The sequence below is a fragment of the Actinoplanes sp. NPDC051388 genome (assembly GCF_055586225.1).
Genome location: NZ_JBVJIP010000017.1, coordinates 16,158 through 39,408 on the forward strand (window position 1 = coordinate 16,158; position 23,251 = coordinate 39,408).

At 71.4% G+C, this 23,251-nt stretch carries 25 protein-coding genes; 11 read left to right on the forward strand and 14 right to left on the reverse strand.

Annotated elements, in window-relative coordinates; genetic code table 11:
- The first annotated feature begins 54 nt into the window (after positions 1-54).
- Both ACZ6TI_RS34970 and dmpG read left to right on the forward strand, forming a co-directional pair.
- A complete protein-coding gene (locus tag ACZ6TI_RS34970) occupies positions 55-945 on the forward strand; it encodes an acetaldehyde dehydrogenase (acetylating) (RefSeq protein WP_465349735.1) in 891 nt (296 codons plus the stop codon).
- Entirely contained in the window at positions 942-2,003 is a 1,062-nt protein-coding gene (gene dmpG, locus ACZ6TI_RS34975; RefSeq protein WP_465349498.1) for a 4-hydroxy-2-oxovalerate aldolase, read from the forward strand. The genes ACZ6TI_RS34970 and dmpG overlap by 4 nt, the downstream gene beginning before the upstream one ends.
- A gap of 14 nt (positions 2,004-2,017) precedes the next feature.
- Here dmpG and ACZ6TI_RS34980 read toward each other — a convergent pair whose 3' ends face one another.
- Positions 2,018-2,788 carry an SDR family NAD(P)-dependent oxidoreductase gene (locus ACZ6TI_RS34980; protein WP_465349499.1) on the reverse strand — a complete coding sequence of 257 codons (771 nt, stop codon included), beginning with the start codon at positions 2,786-2,788 and terminating at the stop codon, positions 2,018-2,020.
- 163 nt (positions 2,789-2,951) lie between these two features.
- On the opposite strand from ACZ6TI_RS34980, the gene ACZ6TI_RS34985 reads away from it, so the two are divergent.
- From ACZ6TI_RS34985 to ACZ6TI_RS35015, 7 genes are all read left to right on the forward strand, one after another.
- Positions 2,952-3,644 carry a nitroreductase gene (locus ACZ6TI_RS34985; protein ID WP_465349500.1) on the forward strand — a complete coding sequence of 231 codons (693 nt, stop codon included), beginning with the start codon at positions 2,952-2,954 and terminating at the stop codon, positions 3,642-3,644.
- On the forward strand, positions 3,635-4,420 hold the full coding sequence (locus ACZ6TI_RS34990; RefSeq protein WP_465349501.1) for an enoyl-CoA hydratase-related protein: 786 nt from the start codon (positions 3,635-3,637) through the stop codon (positions 4,418-4,420). Before ACZ6TI_RS34985 ends, ACZ6TI_RS34990 begins: the two co-directional genes overlap by 10 nt.
- A gap of 3 nt (positions 4,421-4,423) precedes the next feature.
- Complete coding sequence (locus ACZ6TI_RS34995) at positions 4,424-5,635, forward strand: CoA transferase (RefSeq protein WP_465349502.1); 1,212 nt, start codon at positions 4,424-4,426, stop codon at positions 5,633-5,635.
- A gap of 65 nt (positions 5,636-5,700) precedes the next feature.
- Positions 5,701-6,183 (forward strand): nuclear transport factor 2 family protein, encoded by a 483-nt coding sequence (locus ACZ6TI_RS35000; protein WP_465349503.1) that lies wholly within the window; start codon positions 5,701-5,703, stop codon positions 6,181-6,183.
- Complete coding sequence (locus ACZ6TI_RS35005) at positions 6,183-7,022, forward strand: SDR family NAD(P)-dependent oxidoreductase (protein WP_465349504.1); 840 nt, start codon at positions 6,183-6,185, stop codon at positions 7,020-7,022. Before ACZ6TI_RS35000 ends, ACZ6TI_RS35005 begins: the two co-directional genes overlap by 1 nt.
- Positions 7,019-7,882 carry a TIGR03619 family F420-dependent LLM class oxidoreductase gene (locus ACZ6TI_RS35010; protein WP_465349505.1) on the forward strand — a complete coding sequence of 288 codons (864 nt, stop codon included), beginning with the start codon at positions 7,019-7,021 and terminating at the stop codon, positions 7,880-7,882. Before ACZ6TI_RS35005 ends, ACZ6TI_RS35010 begins: the two co-directional genes overlap by 4 nt.
- 14 nt (positions 7,883-7,896) lie before the next feature.
- On the forward strand, positions 7,897-8,352 hold the full coding sequence (locus ACZ6TI_RS35015) for a nuclear transport factor 2 family protein (RefSeq protein ID WP_465349506.1): 456 nt from the start codon (positions 7,897-7,899) through the stop codon (positions 8,350-8,352).
- A 62-nt stretch (positions 8,353-8,414) separates the two neighbouring features.
- Here ACZ6TI_RS35015 and ACZ6TI_RS35020 read toward each other — a convergent pair whose 3' ends face one another.
- The 6 genes from ACZ6TI_RS35020 to ACZ6TI_RS35045 form a co-directional block, all read right to left on the reverse strand.
- Entirely contained in the window at positions 8,415-9,533 is a 1,119-nt protein-coding gene (locus ACZ6TI_RS35020; RefSeq protein ID WP_465349507.1) for a Rieske 2Fe-2S domain-containing protein, read from the reverse strand.
- 23 nt (positions 9,534-9,556) lie between these two features.
- Positions 9,557-10,444, reverse strand: coding sequence for a VOC family protein (locus ACZ6TI_RS35025; RefSeq protein WP_465349508.1), 888 nt, complete (start codon positions 10,442-10,444; stop codon positions 9,557-9,559).
- An 18-nt stretch (positions 10,445-10,462) separates the two neighbouring features.
- Positions 10,463-11,644: an acyl-CoA dehydrogenase family protein gene (locus ACZ6TI_RS35030; protein ID WP_465349509.1), complete on the reverse strand. Its 1,182-nt coding sequence runs from the start codon at positions 11,642-11,644 to the stop codon at positions 10,463-10,465.
- Positions 11,645-11,753: 109 nt separating this feature from the next.
- Complete coding sequence (locus ACZ6TI_RS35035) at positions 11,754-12,020, reverse strand: hypothetical protein (protein WP_465349510.1); 267 nt, start codon at positions 12,018-12,020, stop codon at positions 11,754-11,756.
- Between the two features lie 34 nt (positions 12,021-12,054).
- Positions 12,055-13,080, reverse strand: a complete 1,026-nt coding sequence (locus ACZ6TI_RS35040; protein WP_465349511.1) for a 2Fe-2S iron-sulfur cluster-binding protein — start codon at positions 13,078-13,080, stop codon at positions 12,055-12,057.
- The gene (locus ACZ6TI_RS35045; RefSeq protein WP_465349512.1) at positions 13,080-13,946 is read right to left on the reverse strand and encodes an alpha/beta fold hydrolase; all 867 of its coding nucleotides are present in this window, start codon (positions 13,944-13,946) and stop codon (positions 13,080-13,082) included. Before ACZ6TI_RS35045 ends, ACZ6TI_RS35040 begins: the two co-directional genes overlap by 1 nt.
- A 98-nt stretch (positions 13,947-14,044) precedes the next feature.
- Here ACZ6TI_RS35045 and ACZ6TI_RS35050 point away from each other — a divergent pair, with 98 nt between their 5' ends.
- Complete coding sequence (locus ACZ6TI_RS35050) at positions 14,045-14,581, forward strand: flavin reductase family protein (protein ID WP_465349513.1); 537 nt, start codon at positions 14,045-14,047, stop codon at positions 14,579-14,581.
- A 73-nt stretch (positions 14,582-14,654) separates the two neighbouring features.
- Here ACZ6TI_RS35050 and ACZ6TI_RS35055 read toward each other — a convergent pair whose 3' ends face one another.
- The 3 genes from ACZ6TI_RS35055 to ACZ6TI_RS35065 all read right to left on the reverse strand — a co-directional run bounded on the left by ACZ6TI_RS35055 (position 14,655) and on the right by ACZ6TI_RS35065 (position 18,410).
- On the reverse strand, positions 14,655-15,437 hold the full coding sequence (locus ACZ6TI_RS35055) for an IclR family transcriptional regulator (protein WP_465349514.1): 783 nt from the start codon (positions 15,435-15,437) through the stop codon (positions 14,655-14,657).
- Positions 15,438-15,543: 106 nt separating this feature from the next.
- The gene (locus ACZ6TI_RS35060) at positions 15,544-16,737 is read right to left on the reverse strand and encodes an NADH:flavin oxidoreductase (protein ID WP_465349515.1); all 1,194 of its coding nucleotides are present in this window, start codon (positions 16,735-16,737) and stop codon (positions 15,544-15,546) included.
- Positions 16,734-18,410, reverse strand: a complete 1,677-nt coding sequence (locus ACZ6TI_RS35065) for an FAD-binding protein (protein WP_465349516.1) — start codon at positions 18,408-18,410, stop codon at positions 16,734-16,736. Before ACZ6TI_RS35065 ends, ACZ6TI_RS35060 begins: the two co-directional genes overlap by 4 nt.
- An 89-nt stretch (positions 18,411-18,499) precedes the next feature.
- Here ACZ6TI_RS35065 and ACZ6TI_RS35070 point away from each other — a divergent pair, with 89 nt between their 5' ends.
- Positions 18,500-19,510, forward strand: a complete 1,011-nt coding sequence (locus ACZ6TI_RS35070; protein WP_465349517.1) for a MarR family transcriptional regulator — start codon at positions 18,500-18,502, stop codon at positions 19,508-19,510.
- Here the strand turns inward: ACZ6TI_RS35070 and ACZ6TI_RS35075 are convergent.
- The 4 genes from ACZ6TI_RS35075 to ACZ6TI_RS35090 are packed head-to-tail and all read right to left on the reverse strand — an operon-like array spanning position 19,497 to position 23,229.
- On the reverse strand, positions 19,497-20,768 hold the full coding sequence (locus tag ACZ6TI_RS35075) for an NAD(P)/FAD-dependent oxidoreductase (RefSeq protein ID WP_465349518.1): 1,272 nt from the start codon (positions 20,766-20,768) through the stop codon (positions 19,497-19,499). The genes ACZ6TI_RS35070 and ACZ6TI_RS35075 overlap by 14 nt on opposite strands.
- Positions 20,765-21,082 (reverse strand): 2Fe-2S iron-sulfur cluster-binding protein, encoded by a 318-nt coding sequence (locus tag ACZ6TI_RS35080; protein WP_465349519.1) that lies wholly within the window; start codon positions 21,080-21,082, stop codon positions 20,765-20,767. The genes ACZ6TI_RS35075 and ACZ6TI_RS35080 overlap by 4 nt, the downstream gene beginning before the upstream one ends.
- 4 nt (positions 21,083-21,086) lie before the next feature.
- Positions 21,087-22,313, reverse strand: coding sequence for a cytochrome P450 (locus tag ACZ6TI_RS35085; protein WP_465349520.1), 1,227 nt, complete (start codon positions 22,311-22,313; stop codon positions 21,087-21,089).
- Positions 22,314-22,323: 10 nt separating this feature from the next.
- Positions 22,324-23,229: an SDR family NAD(P)-dependent oxidoreductase gene (locus ACZ6TI_RS35090; RefSeq protein ID WP_465349521.1), complete on the reverse strand. Its 906-nt coding sequence runs from the start codon at positions 23,227-23,229 to the stop codon at positions 22,324-22,326.
- Positions 23,230-23,251 lie beyond the last annotated feature (22 nt).

Sequence of the window (23,251 nt, forward strand, 5' to 3'; positions counted from 1 at the left end):
ACTTCCCGTGTCCCGGTAGCCATCATCGGCTCGGGCAACATCGGCACCGACCTGATGATCAAGGTGCTCCGGCACTCCTCGCACCTGTCGATGGGGGCAATGGTCGGCATCGACCCTGGCTCCGACGGACTGGCCCGCGCCGCCCGTCTCGGCGTGCCCACCACTCACGAGGGTGTCGCCGGGCTGCTGGCGATGGAAGGGTTCGACGAGATCGGCATCGTCTTCGACGCCACTTCGGCCAAGGCACACGTCCTGAACGACGACGCCCTGCGCGCTCGCGGCAAGCGGATGATCGATCTGACCCCGGCGGCGATCGGCCCGTTCGTCGTCCCCGCCGTGAACCTCGACGAGCACCTCGACGAGCCCAACGTCAACATGGTCACCTGCGGCGGGCAGGCGACCATTCCGATCGTGGCGGCCGTCTCACGCGTCGTCCCCGTGGCGTACGCCGAGATCGTCGCGTCGATCTCCTCACGGTCGGCCGGACCCGGAACCCGGGCGAACATCGATGAGTTCACCGAGACGACCTCCCACGCCATCCGGACCGTCGGCGGTGCCGAGCGTGGCAAGGCGGTCATCATCCTGAACCCGGCCGAACCCCCGCTCATCATGCGCGACACCGTTTTCTGCCTGGTCGACGGTGCCGCGGGCCGGGAGGCCGAGATCGCCGCGTCGGTGGAGAAGATGGTGGGCGACGTCGCGGCCTATGTGCCGGGCTACCGCCTCAAGCAGCGGATCCTGGTGACTCCGATCCTCCCCGACCAGCCGGTCGAGACGCTCCTGGCCGAACCTGGCCGCACCAGACCGACCCACCAGGTGTCGGTGTTCCTGGAGGTCGAGGGCGCCGCGCACTACCTCCCCGCTTATGCCGGCAACCTCGACATCATGACCTCGGCCGCGCTGCGGGTCGCCGAGCGGATCGCCACCGAAGGGACGACGGCGTGAGCACACAGATCTTCATCCAGGACGTCACCTTGCGCGACGGGATGCACGCCGTGCGGCACCGGATCCGGCCCACGGACGTCGGACGGATCGTCGCCGCGCTCGATGCCGCGGGTGTGGATGCGATCGAGGTGGCGCACGGCGACGGGCTGGCGGGCGGATCGGTGAACTACGGCCCCGGATCGCACAGCGACTGGGACTGGATCGAGGCGGCCGCCCAGAACATCGGTCGCGCTCGGCTCACGACGTTGCTGCTGCCCGGCGTCGGCACGGTCGCGGACCTGCGCCGCGCCTACGACCTCGGAGTCCGCTCGGTACGGGTCGCCACGCACTGCACCGAGGCCGACGTCTCCGCGCAGCACATCCAGACCGCGCGTGAGATGGGGATGGACGTCGCCGGTTTTCTCATGATGAGCCACATGGCACCGGCGGCCGAGCTCGCCCGGCAGGCGGCACTCATGGAGTCCTACGGAGCCCACTGCGTCTACGTGACCGACTCCGGGGGGCGGCTCACCATGGCGGGAGTCAGGGAGCGGGTCCGGGCCTACCGCGACGTGCTGGACCCCGTGACGGAGATCGGGATCCACGCGCACGAGAACCTCTCACTCTCGGTCGCCAACTCCGTGGTGGCGGTCGAAGCCGGGACCACGCGCGTCGATGCCTCCCTGGCCAGTCACGGTGCCGGAGCCGGGAACTGCCCTATCGAGCCGTTCGTCGCGGTGGCGAACCTGCACGGCTGGCAGCACGGATGTGACGTCTTCGCCCTGCAGGACGCCGCCGACGATCTCGTGAGGCCGCTGCAGGACCGGCCGGTCCGAGTGGACCGCGAGACCTTGACGCTCGGGTACGCCGGGGTCTACTCCAGCTTCCTGCGCCACGCGGAGGCGGCCTCCGAGCGGTACGGCGTGGACGTCCGCACCATCCTGATGGAGGCGGGCCGACGCCGGCTCGTCGGAGGCCAGGAAGACATGATCGTCGACATCGCGCTCGACCTCAGCGCGCCGGCGGGTGCCCGCGCGGGGGCAGCCCGCCTGACCACCGTGAGCCGACGCGGGTCGTGACGCCGGCCCCGCCGTCAGCCACCGAAGACGTGGGTGGCGGTGGCGCCGCCGTCCACCGCGATCTCGGCCCCGGTGACGTAGCTGGACTCGTCACTCGCCAGGTAGACGTAGGTGGGAGCGACGTCGACCGGCAGCCCGACCCTGCCCAGAGCGACCTTCGCGCCGCCGCGCGCCATCGCCTCGTCCCCTCCATGGGCACGCGTCATGGGCGTGTCGATCATGCCGGGGTGGACCGAGTTCACCCGGATGCCGCGGCGGCCGAGCTCGTGCGCCGCCGCCTTCGTCATGCCCCGGATCGCCCACTTGGAACCGCAGTACGCCACCACGTGACCCATGCCGGCCAGACCCTCGATGGAGCTGGCGTTGATGATCGACCCACCGCCGTTACGCTTCATGGTCGGCACCACTGCCTGCATCCCGAGGAAGCATCCGGTGATGTTGACCGACCACACCTGCTGGGCCTCGGCCAGGGGCATCCTGTCCAGTGCGCCGAAGCGCAGGATGCCGGCGTTGTTGGCCAGCACGCCGACGGGGCCGAACCTGTCGTCGACCGCGGGCACCAGCTCGGACCATGACGTCTCGTCGGACACGTCGTGGCGGGTGAAGTGCACCCGGTCGGCGCCGTGGACGCCGGCGAGCTCCTCGGCCAGGGCCGCCCCGCGATCGACGTCGACGTCGGCGATCTCCACCCGCGCCCCCTCGGCGAGGAAGGCTCGCGCGATCGCGTCCCCCTGCCCCTGCGCGCCCCCGGTGACGATCGCAACCTTCCCCGCCAACCTCGACATGCCCACTCCCCTGCTCGGCGGGCGCCCGTGCGCCCGATCGACGCAGCCAACCGGCCCACGTGCCGTGCGACGGCGGCATACCCGCTGACCGGGAACGCGACCGGTCCGTCGTGCCGGGCGCGCCACGGTAGGGGTCCCGCAGTCGAACCCAGGGAGCCCGTTCGTGACCCTGTCGCCCACCCGCTCGGTCGCCGAGGCGGCCGCCGCCCGGCACAGCTGCCGGGCGTTCATCGACCGCCCAGTGGCCGACTCCCTGGTCCGCGGACTGCTGCAGACCGCCCAGCTCGCTCCGTCGTGGTGCAACGTGCAGCCGTGGAAGGTCCACGTGACCGCCGCCGGCGAGACCGATGCCCTGCGCTCGTTCCTGACCGAGCGGATCCCGGACGCCACCGCGTCCTACGACGTGCCCCCGCCCGGTCCCTACACCGGCGTGCACGCCCATCGCCGCCGCGAATCGGGGCTTGCACTGTACGAGAGCGTGGGCATCAGCCGGGACGACCGGGCGGCTCGGGTCCGGCAGGCCTGGCGCAACTTCACCTTCTTCGACGCACCACACGTCGCCGTGCTGACCGTCGACCGCGACCTCGGGCCCTACGCGCTGGTCGACGCCGGCGCCTGGCTGTCGCACTTCGTCCTGGCTGCCACGGACGCCGGCGTCGCCACCATCGCCCAGGCGGCGATCGCGTCGTACTCGCCCCTGGTCCGGGAGTTCTTCGACCTCCCCGAGGAGCGGCACGTGGTCTGCGCCGTCAGCTTCGGCTACGCCGACGACACGAACCCCGTGAACGCCTTCCGGACCACCCGCGCCGACCTGGCCGACGTCGTCGACGCGAGGGGATTCGCTTCATGGGGGTGACCACGGAGTCGCGCGGGCACACGCTGCTGGTGACCATCGACCGGCCAGAGGCCCGCAACGCGATCGACCAGGACACCTGGGACACGCTCGGGGACGCCTGGTGCCGGGCGGAGCACGATCCCGGCGTCCGGGCCGTGGTCGTCACCGGCGCCGGTGACCGGGCGTTCAGCGCGGGTGCGGACCTGCGGGCCGTGGCCGAGGGCGGCTACCGGACCGTTCCGGACCCGATCCGTGACCCGTGGGGCTTCGCCGGCGTGGCCAGTCACGAAATCTCGGTGCCGGTCATCGCGGCCGTCAACGGGCTCGCGCTCGGCGGCGGCTGGGAGATCGTCCTGGCCTGCGACCTCGTCGTAGCGGCGGCACACGCCGAGTTCGGGCTGCCCGAGGTGCGGCGGGGCCTGATCGCGGGCGGCGGCGGGGCGTTCCGGATCGCCGAGCAGCTGCCCCGCCCGGTCGCCATGGAGCTCCTCCTCACCGGTGAGCGGATCTCCGCCACCCGGGCACGGGAGCTCGGGCTGGTCAACCAGGTCTTCGCGAGCGACCGGCTGCTCCCCGAGGCGCTCGCACTCGCGGACCGGATCGGCCGCAATGCCCCACTGGCGGTCCAGGCGACCAAGCGGATCGCCCGCTCCGTCACGCACGGCGTCGCCACCACGGACACCGAGCACTGGATGCGCTCACAGGCGGAGATCGCCCGGGTGATGCGGAGCGAGGACGCCCGCGAGGGTGCGCGCGCCTTCGTGGAGAAGCGGGAACCCGTCTGGCAGGCTCGCTGAACGATGGACGAGCTCGCCCTGTGGGCCGCCTCGGGGGCCATGGCCCTGACCGGCCGACGAGACGGTCCGCCCGTGGCGGCGCCGGGGCGCCCCGCGAGCACGGTGGCCGCCGCCCTGGCCCGGATCGCCGCTGTTCACCCCGAGGCGGACCTGCCCGACGTGCGCCTGCTCGGGGAGCGCGCGGCAGCAGCCGGTCTCGGCCGCCACGCACCCGGCTCATGCGGCGGCGCCTTCCGCACGGTGCCGACCGTCGACGGGATGCTCGGGCTCACCCTCGCCCGCGACTCCGATCTGGCCCTGCTGCCCGCCCTCGTCGAAGGCCCGGTCGATGGCGGGGACCCGTGGCGAGCTGTCGGCGCGTGGGCGGCCAGCCGCGCGTCGGTCGATGTGGAGACCCGGCTGCGGCTGCTGGGCCTGCCGGGACAGGTTCGGCATCCGGCGAGCGACGGTACGGACGCCCGCGCCGGCGTGCTCCGCTCCCCCGGTGTGACCCGGCAGTACGATCCGCGCCCCCTCGTCGTCGACTTCAGCAGCCTCTGGGCCGGACCGCTCTGCGTCCACCTGCTCGGCCGATGCGGGGCTGACGTGGTCAAGGTGGAGTCCCGCGGCCGACCCGACGGAGCCCGCTCGGGGCCCCGTGGCTTCTACGACCTGCTTCACGCCGGCCATCGCTCGATCAGCATCGACTTCGACGACGACGTCGAACTCGGGGTCCTGCGCAGGCTCGTCGGGGCGGCCGACCTGGTCATCGAGTCGTCCCGGCACCGGGCGCTGGCCCGACTCGGCATGGACGCCGCCGAACTCGTGGCCGCCGGCGTCTCGTGGCTCTCGATCACGGCCCGCGGCCGGGCCTGCGACGCCGTCGGTTTCGGCGACGACGTGGCGTTCGGCGCGGGACTCCACACCTCACGACATTGGCCGGTCGGGGACGCCGTGGCCGACCCGCTCACCGGTGTCAGCGCCGCGGCAGCTGCCGTCGAGCTGCTTGCCGGGGACACCAGCGCCCTGCTGGACGTCTCGATGCACCACGTCTGCCGGGAGGCCGCGGCCGGGGACGTCGCGCCGCACGCCGTGGAGCGCGACGGCGACACGTGGGTGGTCGTGACCGACTCGGGCAGGCATGCCATTGCCGCGCCGCACTGCCGCCCGGCCGGCGGGGCCGCTGCCGCCGGTGGGGCGGACAACGCGGCCTTCGGCCTTCCCGGTCCGGGTTGATTCCGGTGCTCCCGGTCACCGGTAGCCCGACACCGGAGCCGGAGCCCGGTTGCCAGCATGCGGCCATGACGCTCACCGAGCTTCTCGTCCGGACGGAGATCACCGACCTCGTCCTCGGCCGCCTCCACTGCCTGGACACCAAGGACTGGGACCGGTACGGCGGCTTCCACACCGCCGACGTGGTCAGCCGCACCTGGTCGGACTTCCCCGGCACCAGCCCTGGCGGCGCCGGTGCGGTCGTCGGGCGCGACGCGCTGGTCGCGGCGGTGCGCGTCGCCCTCGGCGGCCCGGTCAACGTCACTACCGTGCACCGCGCCCAGCTTGCCCGGCTCCGGCTGACCTCGCCGACCACGGCCGAGGGGATCTGGTCGATGGAGGATCGGCTCTGGTGGCAGGACGGCGCGACGCTTCAGCACCTGCACGGGTGGGGTCACTACGTCGAGACGTACCGCCTGGAGGACGAGTGGCTCGTCGCATCCCGGATCCTTCAGCGCACCCGCGTCGAGCACACCGACCGCTACTTCACCTACCTGGAGACGACCAGCTGATGTCCGCGACGCCGTACGTCCCGGCCCCGCTTCCCGACGCCCTGCCCGACCTGGCCGGCTACGGGCCCTGGGCCGTCATCGCCGGCGGCTCCGAGGGCGTCGGCGCCGAGTTCGCTCGCCTCCTCGCCGGCGCCGGCATCGATCTCGTCCTGCTGGCCCGGAAGCCGGGGCCGCTCGAGGAGACCGCCCAGCGGTGCCGTGACCTCGGTGCCGAGGTGCGGACCCTGGCCGTGGACCTGACCGCTGCGGACACCGTGGACCGGATCGCCGCCGCGACCGCCGACCTGGAGGTCGGCCTGCTCGTCTACAACGCGGGCGCGGACTCCGCGGCCGCGCCGTATCTGGACTCCGAACCCGGCCACGTGGAGCGCCTGATCGCACTGAACATCACCATGCCGCTCGCTCTGGTGCGGATGCTGGGCGGCCCGATGCGGGACCGCGGCCGGGGCGGCATCCTGCTGACCGGGTCGCTCTCCGGCGACGCCGGCCAGGCCAATCACGCAGTCTACGGCGCCACCAAGGCCTTCAGCAGGGTCTTCGCCGAGGGCCTGTGGGCCGAGCTGGCCGGACGGGGGGTCGACGTCCTCGAGCTGGTGCTGGGACTCACCCGCACACCGGCGATGGAGCGTCTCGGCGTCCCCTTCGACGTCCCCCACGTCCCGGTCAGCGAGCCCGCCGACGTCGCGTACGAGGGGCTGGCGATGCTCGCCTCCGGTCCGGTCCGCTACGCCGGCGACAACCTCGCCGGCCTCGGCTTCCGCTGGCACCCCGACCGGGCCAAGGTCGTCTCGAGGATGAACCGCGCCCTGGCCGACACCTTCGGAGGTACCGCCGGATGAGCCTGCCGATCGGGCTCTCGACACCAGTGGTGGTCCGGATGCCCGGCACCTGCTCATCCTGGGAGTCGAGCGCCACCCCCGACGACCTCGCCGCGGTGGCCGACGCGGCCGACCGCCTGGGCTACCACCATTTGACCTGCTCCGAGCACGTCGCGGTCCCCACGCCGGTGGCGGCCGAGCGTGGCGGCGTCTACTACGACCCGCTGGCCACGCTGTCCTGGCTCGCCGCCGGCACCCGGCGGATCCGGCTGGCCACCTCGGTGCTGGTGCTGGGCTATCACCACCCGCTCGCCCTGGCCAAGCGATACGGCACCCTCGACCTGCTCAGCGGCGGCCGGGTGGTCCTCGGAGTGGGTGTCGGGTCGCTGGCCGGCGAGTTCGACCTGCTCGGTGCCCAGTTCGAGCAGCGCGGCGCGATCGCCGACGACCAGCTCGCCGCCCTGCGCACCGCACTCGGGACGCCGACCCCCACCCACCACGGCCCGCACGTCAGCTACGCGGACGTCGTCGTCGAGCCGCACGCCGTTCAGCCCCGGGTCCCGATCTGGGTGGGAGGGCGGACCGCCCGCTCGCTGCGTCGCGCCGTTGCCCTGGGCGACGGCTGGGTGCCGTTCGGGTTGGCGCCGGCGATGCTGCGCCACATGCTCGACGCCGCCGACCTGCCGGACGACTTCGAGGTCGTCCTCGGCCCGCCCCGGCCCCTGGACCCTCTCGGTGACCCCGGGCGCGCGACCGAGACGTTCGACCAGCTGCGCCGGGCCGGCGCCACGGTCGTCCAGGTCAAGCTCGCCGCCGACAGCCTCGGCCACTACCTCGAGCAGCTCCAGGCTGCCCGGGCCATCGCCGACACCCTCGGCTGACCAAGGAGGAGCAGATGGACACCTCAGAACTGGCGGAGCGCCTGCAACGACTGGAGGACGTCGTCGCGATCACCCAGCTGATCGCCCGCTACGGCCCGCTGGCCGATGCCGGCGCGGCCGACGAGGTCGCCGAGCTGTGGACCGAGGACGGCAGCTACGACGTCGAGGGCTGGCTGATGGCAGACCGCGAGGCGGTCCGGTCGATGGTGCTCTCGCGCCCGCACCAGCGCTTCATCGGCTCGGGCAGCCTGCACTTCATGGGCACCCCCCACGTCACGGTCGCCGGGGACACGGCGGTCGCCGTATGCGAGTCCCTTCTGGTGCTGCGCGCCGATGACGGCTTCGTCATCTCCCGCGGTGGCGCCAACCGGATCGAGCTGGCGCGGATGCCGGAGGGCTGGCGGTTCACCCGCCGAGTGGCGCGGACCCTCGACGGGTCCGCCGAGGCCCGCGCGCTGCTGCACTCCTGACCGCAGACGAAGCGACGCCCCTGCCGTGCACCGGCGGGGGCGTCGCTTCGTCGGGTCAGGACTCAGGCGCGGACCACCCGGCCCGATCGGATGTTCTCCTCGACCTCCGAGCGCCAGTACTGGTTGGCGCGCTCGGTGTCGATCTCGAACTCGAAGCGCGCGGTCATCTCCTCGGTGACCTGGGCGCGATCGACGTAGAACTGGTCGTACCAGCGGCGCAGCTGGTAGACCGGGCCGTCCTCCTCGCAGAGCAGCGGGTTGTCGATCCTGGCCTTGTTCTTCCAAATCTCGATGTCCTGCAGGAAGCCGGTCTCGACGCCCTTGGTGTAGCTGTCGGCGACCTTCGCGACGATCTCATCGCTCATGCCCTCGGGCTTCTTCACGATGACGCCCCACTGCAGCACGAACGAGGTCGGGGTGACCGGGTAGTGGCAGTTGATCAGGACGATCTCCATCGTGCGGCCTTTGGTGGTCTGCCACAGATAGTTCACCATGTACGACGGTCCGTAGTAGGCGGCCTCGGAGCGGCCCTCGGACTCACCGGAGTAGTTCGTCCCGAGGTGAACATCGGGACGGCTGGTGCTCGTCATGTACTGCGCCGCGGTGTCGCCCTCGAAGACGTTCTTGAAGTACGTCGGGAAGGCGAAGTGGACGTAGAAGAAGTGGGCCATGTCGACCACGTTGTCCACGATCTCGCGGCAGTTGGAGTCCTCGATGAGGATCTGGTTCCAGGTCCAGTCCGACCAGCCCGGGTCCCCGGCACCGGGAATCACCGGGACCTCCTGGTCCGGTGCCTGGCCCTCGTGGTCGTGCCACACGAAGAGCTGCCCGTTGACCTCGCGAAGGTGCCAGGTGCGGGTCCGGGCACGCATCGGGACCCGCTTGGCGTACGGAATGGACGTGCACCGGCCGTTGCCGCCCCAGCGCCAGTCGTGAAAGGGGCACGCGACGTCGTCGCCCTTGACCGTGCCCCGGCTCAGGTCGCCGCCCATGTGCCGGCAGTAGGCGTCGACGGCCCTCAGCTCGCCCTGACTGTCGGACCAGACGACGATCTTGGTGCCGAACGCCTCGACGGCGTGCGGCGTGCCGTCCCGGAAGCTGTCGGCCAGGCCCACGCAGTGCCAGCCGCGCGCGAAGCGCCGCGGCAAACCGGCGTTCTCGATGGTGCGGACGTCGCTCATGTCTCCTCGGTTCCGGTCGTGGCTCAGCCGAAGTCCCATTGGTGGCCCCAGTAGGAGTCGGCGGTGATCTCCTCCGCGGAGTAGCTCCCCTCGTCGACGAGCAGGCCCTCGCAGCCGACCTCCAGGTCCCACCCCCCGGGCGTGCGGACGTAGAAGGAGATCATCTTGTCGTTGGTGTGACGCCCCAGCGTCGACGACAGGTGGTAGCCCGCCGCCGTGACCCGGTCGAGCGCGCGCCCGACCTCGTCGAGCGTCTCGCACTCCACCATGATGTGGACCAGCGCCGGGGCGCGCAGCTTCGGCGAGGGCATGATCGCCAGGCTGTGGTGGCGGGCGTTGACCCCCATGAAGCGGATCCGCGCCTTCGGCACGCCGGGCGGTGTCGGGAACGCGAAGGCGCCGCGGGAGCGGAAGCCCAGGACCTCGGAGTAGAAGGTTTGCGCCGCGTCGGGATCGTCGACGGGGACCACGACGTGGCCGAGGCCCAGGCCGCCGGTGACGAAGCGGTTGCCGTACGGCGTGACGACCGGACTGTGGTCGAGCCTGGACCCGTGGAACACCTCGACGGGCGTGTTGCCCGGTGCGGTGAACCCGAAGCCGGCCTCGACCCGGCGGACGTCGACCGTATCTGTGTCGAGGTCGGCGACCTCCAGACCGGCCGCGACCACCTGCTCCCGCACCCGGCGCAGTGCCAGGTGGTCGCCGACCTCCCAGCCGACCACGTCCACCCGGTCCTCCTCGCCGGGGACGATGACGAGCCGGGCGTGGCGCTCGTCAGTGCGGAGGTGGAGGGCGTCGGCCTCGGGTCCGGTCCCCGCGGCGAACCCGATGGACTCGAAGGCGAACGCCCGCCACGCCGCCAGATCGGTGGCGCGGATCCGGACATAGCCGAGGGCGCGGATCTCAGACATCAACATCTCCTGGTGCGGTCAGATCATGGCGCGGAGCGGGCCCTCGGGCTCGACTCCCATTTCGACCAGGGCGGCGGCGTCGAATGCCGTGCCCTTGGCATGGATGGCGTGCTGCAGGCCGACGTGGGCGTCGCGCCAGAAGCGCTGCAGCGTCGTGTCGCGCCGCACGGCGTTGCCGCCGGAGCGCGCGAAGATCTCATCGACGGCGTCGACGGCGCGCCAGGCGGCACGGATCTGGTTGCGTCGCTGGATCGCCCGGTCGGCGAAGGTGACCACCTCACCGGCCTCGACCTTGTCGTAGATCCGGCTCATGCCGTCGAGCAGCTGGAGGCGGGAGGCCGCGATCTCGGTGGAGGACTCGGCGATCACCTTCAGGGTCGCGGTGTCCTCCCGGACCTTGCCGCCGTACGCCGAGACCCGGTCGCGCTGGTAGTCGAGGTGGGCCTGCAGCGCCCCCTCGGCGATCCCGATCACCGCAGCGGTGATGCCGAGCGGGAACATCGTCCAGAACGGCAGCTTGTAGACGGTCTCGGTCCGGTCCGCGCGGGCCGCGGCGAGCTCGCCCTCGGTCACCTCCTCGGTGCCGATGGTGCGGTAGGCCGGGATGAAGGCTCCGTCGACGACGATGTCCTTGGAGCCCGTGCCTCGCAGGCCGATGACGTCCCACGAGTCCTCGACGATGGTGTAGTCGGCGCGGGGCAGGACGACGTGCATGGCGCGGAACGGCTTGACCGGCCGGCCCGACCGGTCGCCGACGACGGCGCCCAGGAAGATCCAGTCGCAGTGGTCGGTGCCGGAGGAGAACTGCCAGTGGCCGTTGAGCACGAACCCGCCGTCGACCTCCGTCGCGACTCCGGAGGGCATGTACGGCGAGGCGATCCACGTGTTCTGGTCGGTGCCCCAGACCTCGTCCTGGAGCTTGCGGTCCATCAGGGCCATCTCCCAGGGGTGGACGCCACCGACGCCGCAGACCCAGCCCGACGAGCCGCACCCGTGGGCGATCTCCATCACCGCCTCCGCGAAGTCCACCGGATGCGCCGCCAGGCCTCCGTGCTCCTTGGGTTGCAGCATCCGCATCACCCCGGCCTTCCTGATCAGGGCGACCGACGCATCCGGGAGCCGGCCGAGGGTCTCGGCCTCGGCGGCGTGCTGCGCGAGCTGCGGCGCGATCGCCTTCGCTCTACTGACGACCTCGTGCATCGTGGCGCCTCCTGGGATGGGACCGGTGCGGCCACAGTGCTCCAGCCGGAGCGGGGACACCCGAGGGCTCCCGGTCATCGGGACCCTCGGGACGTCGAGCTCGGCTCGCTCAGTCGGTGGTCGTGAGCGGGCCGCGGTCGAGGTCGGGCACCTCCAGCACCCGCCGTCGTACGGCCTCGGTGATGCTGTCGCGCAGGGCGTGGCAGCCCAGTCGCAGACCGGTAGTCTCGGCCACGGTGGCTCCGGTGCACGGGCTCTGGTCGGCCGGCCACTGGACCATCGTGTGGGCCAGGCTCTGCTTGCGGACCAGCACCTCCAGGCCGCACCGGTCGCAGGGCACCGGGTGGTCGGGGCCGGGGCGTTCGTCGTGCTGCACGGGTCCTCCTGAGCGGTGTCCTCGGCGGGGCCGGTCAGGCGTCGTAGGTGGCGCGGACGTGACCCGAGAGGGCCCGGGCCTGGCAGCTGAGCACGAGACCCTCGGCGAGGTCGTCCTCGGAGAGCACCTCGTTGCGATCCATCTCCACCTCGCCGAGCTCCACCAGGCAGGCGCACGCACTGCAGGCGCCCTCGCGGCACGAGTACGGCGCCGGCAGCCCCGCGTCCAGCGCGACGTCGAGCAGCCGCTTTCCGGGCGGCCAGCTCAGCTTGTGCTTCTCACCGTCGAGCGTCAGCTCCAGCACCGCCGCCGGAGCGTCGTCGGTTGCCGCCACGGAACCAGGCCCGTCGCTGAACGGGTCCGAGGTCAGCGACCGGAACCGCTCGACGTTCAACCGGGCCGGGTCCGCTCCCGCGGAGCGCAGCTCGGACTCGAGCAGTTCCATGAACGGCGCGGGTCCGCAGATCCAGGTCTCGCGGTCCAGGTACGGCCGCAGCAGCCCGGTGACGGCGGCATCCGGGCGGCCCTGGACCGACTCGAGCCAGTGCAGCACCGTGAGCCGCGACGGGTGGGCGCGCTGTAGCGAGCGGAGCTCGTCGGCGAAGATCACCGACGACTCGTCCCGGCTCGCGTAGAACAGCACGAGGTGACCGCTGCCCCGCCCCAGCGCCTCCTTGAGGATCGACAGCACCGGCGTGATGCCGCTGCCACCGCCGATGAGGAGCAGGTCGACGGCGAGGTCGGCGGGGGTGAACACGCCCCCCGGGACCAGTGACTCGATCTCGTCGCCGGGCTTCAGGGAGTCGCACAGCCAATTCGAGGCATACCCCTCCACCGTTCGCCGGACCGTGATCCGAGGCGGCTCGCCGGTGGCCGGGGCGCTGCTGAAGGAGTAGCTGCGGGCCACGTGACCGGTGCGGTCCGAGGGCACCTTCAGCGTCAGGAACTGTCCGGCGCGGTACGCCACCGGCGAGTCGTCGAGCGGCTCCAGCACGAAGGAGTGCGTGTCAGGCGTCTCCACCACGACGTCGGCGACCCGCCACCTCAGCCGAGCGGCCATCACCCGGCCCCGGGCCGCTGCAGGAACTCCAGGACCGCGTTCTCCCACGCCACGCGCGCCTCGATCATCGTCCAGTGCCCACAGTTCGGGAACACGTGGAGTTCCGCCCGGGGGATCGTGCGGAGCGGCAGCAGCGCCATGTCAAGCGGGCTGACCCGGTCCTCGCGTCCCCAGGTGAGCAGCACCTCGGAGGTGATCTTGTGCAGCATCGCCCAGTACGGCGGCTCCGGTGAGGCCTCGGCGTGAGCCGTGGCGGCCGTCATCGCGGCCCGCCCGTACATGGCCCGCGCCGAGGTCAGGTTGGCCGGCTCGGTGGCGTGCTGCCAGCGTTCCTCGATGAGCTCGTTGGTGACGATCGAGCGGTCGTGGACCATCGAGTACAGCCACCGCACCAGGGCGTCGCGGTCGGGGTCGTCGGTGAAGTCCATCAGCAGGTTCAGCCCTTCGGCGGGGAACGAGCTGGTGAGGTTCTTGCCGACGCCGCCGACGGTGACGATGCGGCGGAAAAGCTCAGGCCTGCGGATCGCGAGCTGGAGCGCGACGACCCCGCCCATCGAATTGCCGATCACGTCGACCCGGTCCAGGCCGAGCGCCCGCAGGAAGGTCACGACGGAGCCGTGCGCGGTGGCCATCGGATGCCGGCCGGTGGCGTCGGAGACCCCGAACCCGGGGAACTCCAGGATCAAGCAGCGCCGGTGTCGCGCGAGGGTCGGGAGGCTCTGGTGGAAGTTGCGCCACCCGGTGACGCCCGGCCCGGAGCCGTGGAGGAGGAGCAGCGGCTCGCCCTGGCCGGCGTCGTGGTACCGCAGCACCCCGGACCCGGTCTCCAGCTCGCGCAGCGTCTGCTCCCGGTTGAACTCGACCATGGCACCGAACGTAGGTCGGCGACCCGTCCGTGCCCGGCACACTCCCGGCCATCGGGAGACCGCGGCCGGCGGCGGCGCTCCGCTTCTAGCGTCGGCCCATGCAGTCCCAAGCCGCGAACGCCGCTGTGGCGGCCGAGTTTCGACGCACCCTCGCCGAGTTCGCCAGCGGTGTCACCGTGATCGCCGCCGTCGACGGCGGCGAGCCGGTCGGGTTCGCGTGCCAGTCGTTCGCGTCGGTCTCCCTCGACCCGCCGCTCGTGCTCTTCTGCGTCACCGCGCAGAGCCGGACCTGGCCACGGATCCGCAGTGCCGGAAGGTTCTCGGTCAACTTCCTCGCCGAGCACCAGGACGACCTCTGCACCCGGTTCGGCACCCGGTTCGGCACCCGGTTCGAGGGCCTCGACTGGGAACGCAGCGTCTGGGACACGCCCTCGCTGCCCGGGGTGCTCGCCCGCCTGCACTGCGAGCTGCACGCCGTGCATCCGGGCGGTGACCACGACATCGTGGTCGGCCGGGTCCGCGACCTGGAGCGCAGTGACTCTCCCGAGCCACCCATGGTGTTCTTCCGGGGCCGGTTCGGCCTCGGGGAGGACGAGCCGCTGCCCGCCCAGCTGTGGAGCGACGGCTGGCTCTGAGCCGGGTCGTCTCCCCGCCACGCACGGAGGCGGCCCCCGTCCGGGGGCCGCCTCCCGTCACGTGCTGCGCCGGTCAGGTCCAGCGGCGGTTGCCGAACAGGCTCCGGGTGATCCGCTGGGCGGTGTCGCGGACCAGCGGGGCGAACTGGGCCAGCGACATGTCGGATGACCCGACCAGCGAGATCGCCCCCACCGGCCGTTCCGGTCCCCGGATCGCGACCCCGACGCAGGCGACGCCGCGGACGCACTCGTCGCTCTCCTGGGCGACGCCGGCTGACCGCCGGATCCGGGCCAGCTCCTGATGCAGCTCGAGCAGGGTCGCCGGCCCCTTCCCCGAGGGTCGCGGGAACCCGTCGACATACAGCGCGTCGACCTCCTCCGGCGGAATCCAGGCCAGGATCGCCTTGCCGAGTGCGGTGCGGTGGATCGGAGCCCGGCCTCCGACCCGAGAGGCGACCGCGTTCACCCGGCGCCCGCCGACCTTGTCGAGGTACTCGACCTCCGGGCCGTTCGCCACGGCCAGGTGGACCACGAGCTCCGTGCTGATGGCCAGCTCGTGGAGCCAGGTGGAAGCGGCCGCCCGCAGGTCGGAGTGGGCGTGCTCGCGGGCTCCCCACTCCTGGATCCGACGGCCGAGCCGGTACCCCGCCCGATCGTGATCCACCCACTGGAGCCGGATGAGCTGCTCCAGGATCCGGTGCGCCGTCGACCTCGGGAGCCCGGTCCGGCTGGAGATCTCCTCGAGGAGCAGCCGGGAGTTGGAGCCCTCGAAGGCGTCCATGATCAGGGTCATCCGCTCGACCATCGACGGCGGGCGGACCGCGGCCACCGAGGCCGGCTCCAGCAGAACGGTCATCCGAGGTACCTCCAACGCGACGCTGAGTTGCCTCGATCCTAGGAAAGTGACCGCCGTCACGGTAGGCAATTACATGACTTTTCTCAACTAATTTTGGCTAGCGTCGTCACCGCGCCACCCGCGGCTCCGCCAGGACGCACCGCGTCCCGCCGTAGATCGTGGCTATGCAGCGGTTGCAGTGGATGCAGAGCGAGCGCGTCGAGGCGTCGGCCGCCATCTTCGCCACCAGGTCGGGCTCGCGTAGCAAAGCACGCCCCATGGCCACGAACTCGAACCCGTTGTCGACCGCCGTCCGCACGCCGGCAACGCTGGTGACCCCGCCGAGCAGCACCATCGGCAGCCGAACGGCGGCGCGCACCTGGCGGGCATGCTCCAGCAGGTACAGGTCCCGATAGGGGTACTCGCGCAGGAACCGCTTGCCGACGATGCGCACGGCCGTCCCCACCGGCTCCCCCACCGCCTTGGCGAACTCGGCGATCGGCGCCTCACCGCGGAAGAGGTACATGGGATTGAGTAACGAACTGCCCTCGGTCATCTCGAAGGCGTCGACGCTGCCGTCCTGCTCGATCCAGGTCGCGACTCGGATCGCCTCGTCGAGCCAGAACCCGCCCGGGACACCGTCGGTCATGTTCATCTTCGCGATGATCGCGATCCGGTCGCCGACCGCGTCGCGGACCGCCCGCAGCGAGTCCCGGGCCACCCGCGCCCGGTTCTCCAGCGAACCGCCGTACTCGTCCTTGCGCTTGTTCAGCTTCGGCGACAGGAATGAGCTGGCCAGGTAGTTATGTCCGATGTGCACCTCGACCGCGTCGAAACCGGCCTGCACCGCCATGGCCGCCGCCGCGCCGTGCTGGGCGACGATGCGTTCGAGGTCGGCCTTGGTGGCCTGCCTGGTGCGGGTGAACGCCTGCGGGTTGATGTACGGGCTCGGCGAGAGCGCCTTCATCTTCGTGGCGCGCGGGTCGCCGACCGGGCCGGAGTGACCGATCTGAGCGGAGATCGCCGCCCCCTCCGCGTGCACCGCGTCGGTGAGCCGGACCAGCCCGGGCATGGCTTCGTCCCGCCAGACGATCTGGTGGCCGTCGGTGCGCCCTTCGGGCGCCACCGCGCAGTAGGCGACGGTGGTCATGCCGACGCCGCCCCGGGCATGGCGGACGTGGAAGTCGACCAGCCGGTCGGTGACCTCGCCGCGACGGGCCGCGTTCTCGTACGTGGCCGCCTTGATCACCCGGTTGCGCAGGGTGATCGGCCCGAGCCGCACCGGCCCGAACAGGTCTGTGCTCGTCGGCATGGCGCTCATCGGTTCTCCCTCCCGGCGGCCGCGTGCTCCATGGCCAGGTAGCTGAAGACCATGGCGGGGCCGATGGTCGCGCCGGCCCCGGCGTACTCGTTGCCCATCACCGCCGCCGAGACGTTGCCCGTGGCGTAGAGGCCCTCGATCGGCGAGCCGTCCGGGCGGAGCGCCCGGCCCTGGGCGTCGGTGACGATGCCGCCCTTGGTGCCCAGGTCCCCGGCCTCCAGGCGGATCGCGTAGTAGGGACCCTCCTCGATGGTGTCGAGGTTCGGGTTGGGCAGCGAGTGGTCGCCGTAGTAGTTGTCGTACGGGCTCTCGCCGCGGTGGAACTCCTCGTCCCGGCCGTTGCGGGCATAGCCGTTGAACCTCCTGACGGTCTCGAGGAGGTTGTTGCCGTCGATCCCGACGAGCCGGGCCAGCTCGGCGAGGGTGTCCGCCTTGTGGACGAGGCCCGACCTGTAGAAGGAGCGCGGGAAGTCCCTGCCGGGCAGGCAGCCGGCGAACTGGTAGCGGTTGCGTGCCTTCTGATCGAACACCTCGTAGATCGGCACATGGCCGCCGTCGAGCTGGTCGTGGACGAAGTTCACATAAGGCGACGCCTCGTTGGTGAAGCGGCGTCCGTCCCGGTTCACGATGACCATGCCGGGGATGCAGCGCTCGGAGACCAGCGGGAAGACACCGCCGCGGGGCAGCGCGATGGACGGCATCCACCAGGCGTCGTCCATCAGGTCGAGGTCAGCGCCCAGTGCCTTACCCAGGCGGTGGCCGTCACCGGTGTTGGAGGGCGCGCCGGCACTGTGGTCGGTCTGTCCCAGCTCCGGCAGGTGCTGCTTGCGCATCGCCTCGTCGTGCTCGAACCCACCGGTCGCCAGCAGCACGCCGTGGCGCGCGCGGATCCGGTACGGCTTGCCGTCCTTCTCGACGACGGCGCCGACGACGCACCCGTTCTCGACGACCAGGTCGATCAGCGGCGTGCTGGTCCACAGTTCCAGGCCCAGGTCGCGCATGGTGAGCCGGAACCGGGCGACCAGCGCGGCGCCCAAGGTCTTCATGCGCCGGCGCAGGAAGAGATTGGAGACCACCCGCCAGCCGGCCACCGGGAGCATCCAGCGTGTGCGCCACTCGCGCTTCATCATCATCAGGTTGCGTGCCTCGTACCCGGTGAACCACAGTCCCAGCGGGGTCGGCACCGAGAGGCCGAGGAGCTGCCCCTCCTCGGCCCCGAGCTTGCGGCCGTCGATCGGCCGGGGCTCGATGGTGCGACCCGCGGCCCGCCCACCGGGCAGCTGCGGGTGGTAGTCGGAGTAGCCTGGGCAATGTGAGAATGCCATCCACCGGCTGACCCGGTCCAGCATCTCCATCACCTCGGGGCCGCGCTCGAGGAAAGCGTCGATGCGGTCGGCCGGGACCCGGCCACCGACGACCGCGTGCAGGTAGGCCCGCACGTCCTCGACGTCGTCGGCCAGCCCCTTCCTTCGCAGCGTGGGGTTGTTCGGGATCCAGATGCCGCCGCCCGACATCGCCGTGGAGCCACCGAAGCCGTGCGCCTTCTCGACCACCAGGGCGGACAGGCCCCGATCGTGCGCGGCGATGGCGCCGACCATGCCGCCGGCGCCGCTTCCGGCGATCAGGACATCGATCGAGTGATCCCACTCACCGGTATCGACAGGGGCTTCCATGGGCACCTCTCCAAGGATTTGTGCGGAACAATAAAGTTGACAGACGTCAGGCATCGTCTGCGTGACCGACCGCCGAAAGGAGTGCCGTCTTGAGCACGTCCCAGGACCCGACCCTGGAGGCGGCGACCCTGCGCCTGGTCAACGCAATCGCGTTGACCGCGGGCACGCGTAGCCACTCCCGGCGACTGAGAGCTGTCACCGGGATAGACCTGCCGCCGTCGGACCTGCGTTTCCTGGAGCTGCTCAGCGGACGGGAGCCCGCGGCGACCAGCGTGGTGGCCCGTGAGCTGGGGATCGACATCACCCAGGCCTCCCGGCAGGCGACCCAGCTGCACCGGGCCGGACACCTGGCCCGCACCACCGACCCGGCCGACCGGCGCCGCACGCTGCTGTCCCTGAGCGACGAGACGGCCGCGATGATGGACGCCTGGCTGGCCGCCTGGAGCAGGGACTACCTGTCCGTGATCTCGACCTGGAGCCCCGAGCAGGTCGAGCTGCTCGGCAACTGGTTCGCGCTGGTCCTGGACCGGTTCACCGAGGCGCTCCCAGAAAGCCCGCGGCCGGCGGTGGCCGACCGCTGGCTGGAGCTCACCGGCAAGGACTACGACTCGGCGACGAGGTTCTTCCTGCACACCATGATCGGCATCGTCACCTGGGTGGCGCTCTCGAACGGTTTCAAGGCGCTGCTGGACATCACGTCCGCGCCGGTGAGCGAGGCCGGCTTCCTGGCGCTGCATGTGATCTCCACCAGCGGTCCGCTCTCGATAACCGAGGTGGCCGAACGGCTGGCGGTCGACCCGTCCCAGGCCAGCAAGCGGATCACCGAACTCGTCAACGGCGGACTCCTGAACCGCGCGGTCGACGAGTTCGACCGCCGCAGCACCCGGGTGCGCGTCTCGCGCAAGGGCAAGCAGCTGATGGACGGCGTCTTCGAGTTCCAGATGACCGGCTTCGGGTTGCTGACCACCGACCTGGGCCGCGCCGAGCGCGAGCTGTGGACGCCGTACGTGGTGGCGTACGTCGACGGAATGCTGAACCGCCGCGTCGACTCGGACGGGTTGATCCGGCCCAACGGCGTGGCGAGACTCAGCGCGCGGTGACGGATCCACCGCGGACCTCCTTGGCCAGCTGTCGCAGGGCCAGGTCGCCGTCGGCGAAGAGCTCCACAGGCACCGGATGGCCCGCACTCAACAGGGTGCGGAGTGCCACGAAGTCAGCCGGCGCGCTGACCACCTCGGCCGCGACCAGCCGTCCGCCGCGGTGGAAGCCGACCACGTGCCGGCCCTGGTCCGAGGGACGTACGGTCATGTCGTCGCCGGGACGGCGCAGGCCGACGATCTGCAGCTTGGCCGTGCCCTGGTCGGACCAGAACCATGGCACCGCCGAGTACGGCACCGGGTCGCCGAGGAGGGTGCGGACGGCCGTGCCGGCCTGCGCGACGGCGTGATCGACGCTCTCCAGCCGGACCCGCGCGTCCTGGCCGCTCCACGGTGTCGGGTCCGCGAGAACCGTGCAGTCTCCGACGGCGACGGTGCTGCCGTCGGAGGTGACGGCGTGCTGGTCCACGACGATGCCGCCGTCCGTCTCCAGACCGAGGGCGACGGCCAGCTCGGTCCGCGGCTCCGCGCCGACACCGACCACCACCAGCGGGGCGGGAAACGTCCCGTCGTTGGTCACCACCGCGGTCACGGCGGTGCCGTCGGTGGCGAGCTCGGTGACCTTCACCCTGGTGCGGATCTCGATGCCGGCGGCGCGGTGGTGCTCGGTCAGGTACCGCGCGGTCGACTCGCTCACGGCGCGGCCCAGGATCCGGGGTCCGGCCTCGAGGACCGTGACCCGGGCGCCGAGGGCCGCCGCGGTCGCGGCCACCTCGAGACCGATGAAGCCACCGCCGACGACGGCCACGTCGCGCGCCGTCGCCAGGCGGCCGCGCAGTCGCTCGGCGTCGGCGAGGGTGCGCAGCGCCATCACCCCGTCCGCGAGGCCGCCCGGGACGTCCAACCGGCGTGCGGTCGCACCCGTGGCGAGCACCAGCCGGTCGAAGCGCAGCGTGCGGCCGGCAGCGGTGATCACCCGGCCCGAGCCACCCGCGCCGCGGACGACCTCGGTGACCGTCTCGCCGAGCACCAGGTCGATGCCGTGGTCTCGCCAGAAGGCCGGGGCCCGGAACGCCAGGGCGGCGACGTCGACGGCCCCGGTCAGGAAGGCCTTGGAGAGCGGGGGCCGCTGGTACGGCGGGATCGGCTCGTCCCCCACCAGCGTGACGGCACCCAGGTGCCCCGCGTCGCGAAGGGAGCAGGCGACTTGGACGGCCGCCTGTCCCGCCCCGACCACCACGACGTCGTCGGTACGACTCACAGCTGCTCCGGGGGGACCGTGACGTGCACGTCACGCCCGGCGATGACGAGCTGGCAGGAGAGGCGGGAGCTGCCCGTCCGGTCACTCGCGGTGCAGTCCAGCATCTCGTCCTCGTCGTCGCCGACCTCGCCGAACTCGTCCGCGTGGCGTTCGTCGAGGTACACGTGGCAGGTGGCGCACGACAGCGAGCCGCCGCACTGACCGATCACCCCCAGAACACCGTTGCGGACCGCCGTGACCATCACCGAGTCGCCGGTGCTGCCCTCGACCTCGACCACGATCCCGTCGGGTTGGGTGTAGAAGACTTTCGGCATCGCCCTACGCCCGTCTCCAAGTCGCGTCGAGCCGCGTGATCGGCTGGCTGAGGTGGTCGTAGTTGATGACGGGCTCGCTCGTCAGGCGGATCTGCGGGAGCCGCTTGAACAGCTCCGCCAGGGCCACCTGCATCTCCATCCGGGCCAGGGGCGCACCCAGGCAGTGGTGCAGTCCGTAGCTGAGGGTCAGCTGCGGGTTGTTCTGGCGGGTGATGTCGAACTTCTCGGCGTTGGCGAGCGCGATGCCGTCGTGGGCCGTCGCAGCGGGGTCGATCATGATCGCCTCGCCCTTGGCGACGAGCTGTCCGTCGATCTCGACGTCCTCGGTCGCGACGAAGGGCACCAGCGCCCCGCCGCCGGCCACCGGGATCCCGAGAGAGAAGCGGCCGTGCCGCAGGGTCTCCTCGGTCGCCGTCGGCGCCAGCCCGTCCGGGTCGGTCAGGAAGAGCTCGAGCTGGGCGGGATGCTGCAGCAGGCCGGCGATGCCGGTGGCGATGAAGTTGGCCGTGTTGTCGAAGCCGGCGACCACAAGCAGCATCGCGATCGGCAGGATCTCCTCGTCGGTGAGGGTGTCGTCCTTGTCGCGGGCGTTGGCCAGGCTGGAGATCAGGTCCTCCAGCGGCTCCGCGCGGCGGAGCTGGATCAGGTTGACCACGTACATGTAGAGCTCGGCCATGTTCGCGGCGATCTCGTTCTCGGACATGCCGGCCACGGCGAGCGTCGACGATGCCCACTTCTCGAACTTCTCGTGGTCTTCAGCCGGGATTCCGAGCAGGTTGCAGAGCATCTGGATCGGCAGCGGCAAAGCGTAGTCGTGCACGAGGTTGGCTGAGTCCCCGCGAGCGACCATGTCGTCGATCAGCGTGTTGGCGTACTCGACGGCGGAGTCGCGCATCCCCTTGATCTGCTTGGGCGAGATGGCCTTCTGCACCAGCCGGCGCAGCTTGGTGTGGTGGGGCGGGTCCTCGAACTGCAGGGTCTGGCGCAGGAACTCGGGGAACTCGACGAAGTACGGCACCACCCGCTCGCCGGTGCGGAACGGCTCGCGCACGAAGCGCGGGTCGCCGAGCATGGCGCGAGCCGCCTCGGTGCGGTGGATCACCCAGGCGTCGCCGCCGAAGGGCATCGTCACCCTGGACATCGGCCGGTCCGCAGCGATGGCCCGGTAGCGCTCCGCGGCGTCGGCCGCCGACACGGGCGGGAAGGGGTAGACGGTGGCGATCTGGTTCATCCTGTGCTCCTCACGCACCGGGCATGACCGGGACGGCCACGACCTGCGGCTGCGCCGCCTCGTTGATGGTCATGATCTGGTCGAACGAGTCCGCGATCTTCTCGACGGTGAGCTCCGGGTCGTGGATCCCCTGGGTGTTGACCACGGCCATCCGGTTCACCATGCCGCCGGCGACGTTGAACGCCTCGCCGGTCACCTCGCAGGCGGGGTGCGCCAGGTACACCCCGAGGGGCGCGACCAACTCAGGGGTGAGCACGGTGCGCATGTACTCCATGATCTCGGGGCTCAGCGAGTCCGCGGCGGCCTCGGCCATCCGGGTGCCGGCCCCGGGCGAGACAGCGTTCACCTTGATCCCGTGGCTCAGTCCCTCCAGAGCCAGGTTGCGGGTTAGGGCGTAGACCGCTCCCTTGGATCCGCCATAGTGGACCATCATCGGGTTCCCGAGCATGGCCGGCGAGATCGTGTTCACGATGCGCCCGGATCCGGACCTCTTCAGGTGCGGCCAGGCCGCCTTGGCGAGCCCTAGCGAGCCGAGGTAGTGCACGTCGACGTGACGCTGGAACTCCTCGGCCGGCACCTCCAGCCAGTCAGCCACGCGCACGATGCCGGCGTTGTTGATCACGGCGTCGACGCCCCCGTAGGCGGCCACGGCCGCGTCGACGATCGCCTGCGCACCCTCGGGTGTCGAGACGTCGGACCGGACGCCGACCGCGTGGCCGCCGGCGGCCTCGATCTCGGCCACCACGGCGGCGGCCGGGTCGTCACCCTCGACGCCCATCCCGTCCGTGCGGGAGCCCAGGTCGGCGACGACGACCTGCGCGCCACGCGAGGCGAGCAGCAGGGCGTACGCGCGCCCGATGCCCCGGCCGCCGCCCGTCACGATCACGGTGCGACCGTTGAAGTCCAGTTCTTCCATGGCGGTATCTCCTTCGTCGTCA